Annotated in this window: 4 protein-coding genes and 1 pseudogene; 3 read left to right on the top strand and 2 right to left on the bottom strand. The window is 73.2% G+C overall.

The genetic code is table 11. The features are described from left to right. Positions 1-601: pseudogene (locus tag AC1DUQ_RS18280) on the top strand (hypothetical protein); the annotation flags it as partial. A gap of 846 nt (positions 602-1,447) precedes the next feature. Then, positions 1,448-1,669 (top strand): hypothetical protein, encoded by a 222-nt coding sequence (locus AC1DUQ_RS18275; protein ID WP_477062558.1) that lies wholly within the window; start codon positions 1,448-1,450, stop codon positions 1,667-1,669. Positions 1,670-1,779: 110 nt separating this feature from the next. On the opposite strand, the gene AC1DUQ_RS18270 is transcribed toward AC1DUQ_RS18275, so the two are convergent. Next, complete coding sequence (locus AC1DUQ_RS18270; protein ID WP_477062559.1) at positions 1,780-3,027, bottom strand: Nramp family divalent metal transporter; 1,248 nt, start codon at positions 3,025-3,027, stop codon at positions 1,780-1,782. A gap of 158 nt (positions 3,028-3,185) precedes the next feature. After that, a complete protein-coding gene (locus tag AC1DUQ_RS18265) occupies positions 3,186-3,818 on the bottom strand; it encodes a hypothetical protein (RefSeq protein WP_477062560.1) in 633 nt (210 codons plus the stop codon). Positions 3,819-3,887: 69 nt separating this feature from the next. On the opposite strand from AC1DUQ_RS18265, the gene AC1DUQ_RS18260 reads away from it, so the two are divergent. Continuing rightward, a partial coding sequence (locus AC1DUQ_RS18260; RefSeq protein ID WP_477074293.1) for an N-acetyltransferase family protein occupies positions 3,888-4,438 on the top strand: 551 nt, incomplete at its 3' end.

Raw genomic sequence — 4,438 nt, 5'->3', positions numbered from 1 at the left:
GGGTGGCACCGCCACCGCGCCCGCGGGGGGTGGCATCGCGGCGGCGCCTGCGGAGGGTGGCATCGCCACGGCCCCTACGGGTGGCGGCATCGCCGCGCCGCCTGCGGCTGCCGGCATCGCCACCGCGCCTGCGGGGGGCGCGGCCACGCCGACCGGACCGGCCTCGAGGACGCACGCGTCACCGCTCGCCGACGCGCCAGCCCCAGGGCACCAGACCCGTCTCGCGACCGAGTACCGCCTCCAGGCCCTCATCGCGGCCGAGCACGCGACCGCCCCCACCTCGGCGGACACCCGCTGGTCCGTCATCGCCGACCTCTACGCCCAGCTCGAGGCCCTCACCGGCTCGCCGGTCGTCCGCCTGGCCCGTGCGGTGGCGGTGTCGGAGGCGTCGGGCCCGGAGGCCGGCCTGCAGCTCCTGGAGGGCCTCGACGACGCCCTCCCCCGCCACCACCGAGTCCCCGCAGTCCGCGCCGAGCTCCTGACCCGCGCCGGCCACCGCTCGGCAGCCGCCGACGCCTACCGAGCAGCCCTGTCGCTGGTCACCAACCCCACAGAACGCGCCCACCTGCAGACGCGCCTGGCCGCCCTGGACGAGGCCTGACCTGACCACTCCAGCTCGCCGATCCGCGCCAGATCGTGGGTTCAGCACGAGATCGTGGGTGCGAACCGACGGACTCGAGTCGAACGCACGATCTCGTCGAGCCGCCCACTGCCCCGCGCTGTGGCGGGGAGCTCACCAGCGTCGCGTCAGGGCGCCCGCGTGACCGCCAGGGAGTCGACGATCCTGCCGTGCCACGCCGCCCTGGATCCCCACCGCCAGTCGCGCCGGCTCGCCCGGCCGTTCACCTGGCGCGCGACTTCCCCCGACACGTCGTCGCCAGGCAGGTGGCCGAGAAGCACTGGCGGCGCGTCGGGCGAGGCATCTACGTCCCGACGACGGAGGCGACCGACAAGCGGGCCGACGCCCTCGCCCGGATCGTCGGCCTGCATGCCCGACTGACTGCAGACACCTGCTTCAGCCACACCTCCGCAGCGGTGTTGCTCGGACTGCCGCTGTGGGATGTCGGCCCGGTCACCCACGTCTTCCAGCGCTCGTCGGCAAGCCAAGAGCACTCGTCCGAGGTGGTCAGGCACACCCCGTTCCCTCAGGAGGAGGACATCACCGTGCTCGGCGGTATCCCCGCGACGATTCTGGGCCGGACGGCGTGGGACTGCGCGGCGACTCTGCGGCCGCTGGGAGGTCTGGTCGTCGCCGACGCTGCGCTCCGCGCTGGGGCGAACAAGGCCGAGCTCGAGGGTCGCGCCGCGGCTGCCGCCGGCCGACGTGGCTCTGCCCGCGCACGAGCGATCCTTCGCCTCGCAGACGATGGCGCCGAGTCGGCTTGGGAGACCGCGTGCCGGTTCACGCTCCTGCGCGCGGGCCTGCCTGGGCTGGGAGCAGTGGCGCGTGCTTCTCGAGTACGACGGGCGGTCCAAGTACTCAGGGCGGGAGGCCGACGAGTTCATCCGGGAGAAGAGGCGGCACGACGCCATCGTCGAGGAGGGCTGGCGGATGATCCACGTCATGCGGGACGACGTCCGACGTCCGAGTTCGCTCCTCGGACGAGTCGCCGGCCTGCTGCCCGCCTCGGTGACCGCCGGTCTGCGCCCTCGCCGTGAGCTCCGCTGACGGACACCGGCGGCGTGAACTCGTGGCTTCAGCGCGAGATCGTGAGTGCGAACCCACGATCCGGCTCCGAAGCCACGAACTCGCGCAACCGGGGCCGCGGCGGGTCCGGGTCAGCCCAGCAGGAGCAGGGCCAGCAGGGTCACGTTCAGGGCCACCACCAGCACCACCACCAGCACCAGGGTGGCGTGCAGCCAGGGGCCGTTGCGGTGGGGGCCCATCACCGCGCGGGAGCGGGTCAGGGCGACCAGGGGGATGACCGCGAAGGGGATGCCGAAACTCAGCACCACCTGCGAGAGGACCAGGGTCCAGGTGGCGTCGGCGCCGACGGCCAGGAGCACGATCGCGGGGATCAGGGTGACCACGCGGCGGACCAGCAGGGGGATCCGGCGGTGGATCAGCCCCTCCATGATCGTCGCGCCCGCGTAGGCGCCGACCGAGGTCGAGGCCAGGCCGGACGCCAGCAGGCCGATGGCGAACGCGATGCCGATGCCGATGCCGAGCGCGGCGACGATGGCGTCGTAGGCGCCCGGGATCGAGTCGGTGCCGGGGACTCCGCGCAGGCCGGACGCGGCCAGCAGCAGGAGGCCGATGTTCACGATGCCGGCGACCACCAGCGCGGCGCCGACGTCCCACCGGGTCGAGCGCAGCAGGTGGGTGAGCGCAGGCCCGGAGTGCCGACCGTGGCGGTCCCGGACCAGCGCCGAGTGCACGTAGATCGCGTGCGGCATGACCGTCGCGCCGAGCATCGAGGCGGCGAGCAGCACCGAGTCGGTGCCGTCGAAGCGCGGGACCAGACCGGACAGGACGCCGCGGGCGTCGGGCGGCGACACGAACAGCCCGGCCAGGAATCCGATGCTGATGACGGCGAGCAGCGCGACGATCACGTGCTCGAAGCGCCGCTGCCCGTATCGGTTCTGCGTGGCGAGCAGGAGCATCGACACGACGCCGACGATCAGCCCGCCGAGCGGCAGCGGGACCCCGAACAGGAGGTTCAGGGCGATCGCGCCGCCGACCACCTCGGCGATGTCGGTGGCCGCCGCGACCACCTCGGCCTGCACCCAGAACGCCAGCCGCGGCCCGCGCCGCATGCGCTGGCCGAGCACTCCCGGCAGCGAGTCGCCGGTGACGAGCCCGAGCTTGGCGGACTGGTACTGGACGAGCACGGCCATCGCGTTCGCCGCGACGAGCACCCACAGCAGGAGGTAGCCGTAGCGGGCTCCGGCGGTGAGGTTCGCGGCGACGTTTCCGGGGTCGACGTACGCGATCGCGGCGACGAACGCCGGTCCGAGCAGCAGCGGGGCGCGACGACGCCGTGGCGTCCCGACCTGGACGGCGTCGTCCGTCGCGCTGCTGACCATGCTCCACCTCAGAAAGTTCGGTCTACCGAACTCATGCTAGCGGACGCACGGAACCTCAGGCGCAACGACATGGCGGGGCGCGCACGCCGGCCCGTCACGCGGCCGTCGGCACCCTTGCGCTCCCAGCCGTCGGCGGTGAGAGCGCGCACGCCGGCCCGTCACGCAGCCGTCGGCACCTCGCGCTCCCAGCCGTCGGCGGTGGGCCGGAAGCCGACGCGTTCCAGGTACGCGCGCGCCTCGCTCGCGGGCGAGCCGCCCACCACCAGCCGGCGGAACCCGTGCGAGGCGAACACCCCGCTGTCCCGGTACACGAACTCCCCCGGCGTGAAGTCCCGGTACCGCGGCGTCACGTAGTCGAGGTCCACGCGCCCGACCCCGTCACCGGCGGACCGCACCACGACCGCACCGACCAGCTCGTCGCCGCGGACCACGACGAACGACGCCGACGGCGCGGGGTCGGCGGCGCTGAACCCCGGGTGGAACCGGGCGATGTCGGGGGCGTGCGACTCCAGCAGGTGCTGCAGGACGGCGTCGTCGGAGGGCACCTCGAGCACCCCGTACACCAGGGCGTCGTGGCGCTCCCGCTGCAGCCGGACCAGCCAGTAGACGTCGATGATCGCGATGACTCCGTTCATCACCGCGAACGGCCAGATCTCGATCACCACGTTGTACGCCGTGGCGATCACGGCGCCCACGAGGTTGATCACCCGGAAGCGCAGCACCCTGGCCTGCGTGAGCGAGATGATGACCAGCAACGAGCCGATCCAGCCGACGATCTCCCACCACACCATCCGGCGAGCCTAGCGACGTCCAGGAAAAGGTCTCGCCAGCGCGGTGCCGACGGGCGGATCGTGGACGGCATGACGACGTGGTCGATCCGCGAGGTACCGGTGTCCGAGACGCCGGACGCGCCCGAGGCGTGGCTGCTGCACGGCTACACCGGAGCGATGAACGACGGCCTCCTCCACGCGTGGGGCAACCGGGACTTCGAGCGCACGGCCACCGAGATCCTGGGGTCGATGCACGACCAGAGGTACGACCGGAAGCCCCGCCTGGTCGCGGTGGCCGACGACGCGCGCGACACCCCGGACCCGGACCGTGTCCTGGGCTACGCGATGATCAACCTCCCGCAGCAGGACAACACCCACACCGGTCACGTGGAGGTCGGCGTCCGCCCGGACCACCGCCGCCAGGGCGTCGGGTCGTCGCTCTTCGACGCGGCTCTCGCGCTGGTCCGCGACGCCGGCCGGACGCAGGTCACGGCCTCCACCGACCAGCAGGTCGAGCCGCCCGAGGGTCCCGGCACGCTCGCCGCGACGACCGGCGTCGGCCGGGTGGCGATCGACGCCGACGGCCCCCGGTTCCTGCGCAAGCGCGGCTTCGCCCTCGAGCAGGTCGAGCGGTACTCGGT

This window comes from Cellulomonas sp. P4_B5_2 (genome assembly GCF_056402235.1).
Note: the sequence above shows the minus strand (reverse complement) of the source record. Positions and strands in the feature narration are given on the sequence as shown.

What these genes read in the sequence shown, in the direction of transcription:
- AC1DUQ_RS18270 (WP_477062559.1), bottom strand. Translation starts at nt 3,027, where the DNA reads ATGGTCAGCAGCGCGACGGACGACGCCGTCCAGGTCGGGACGCCACGG.
- AC1DUQ_RS18265 (WP_477062560.1), bottom strand. Translation starts at nt 3,818, where the DNA reads ATGGTGTGGTGGGAGATCGTCGGCTGGATCGGCTCGTTGCTGGTCATC.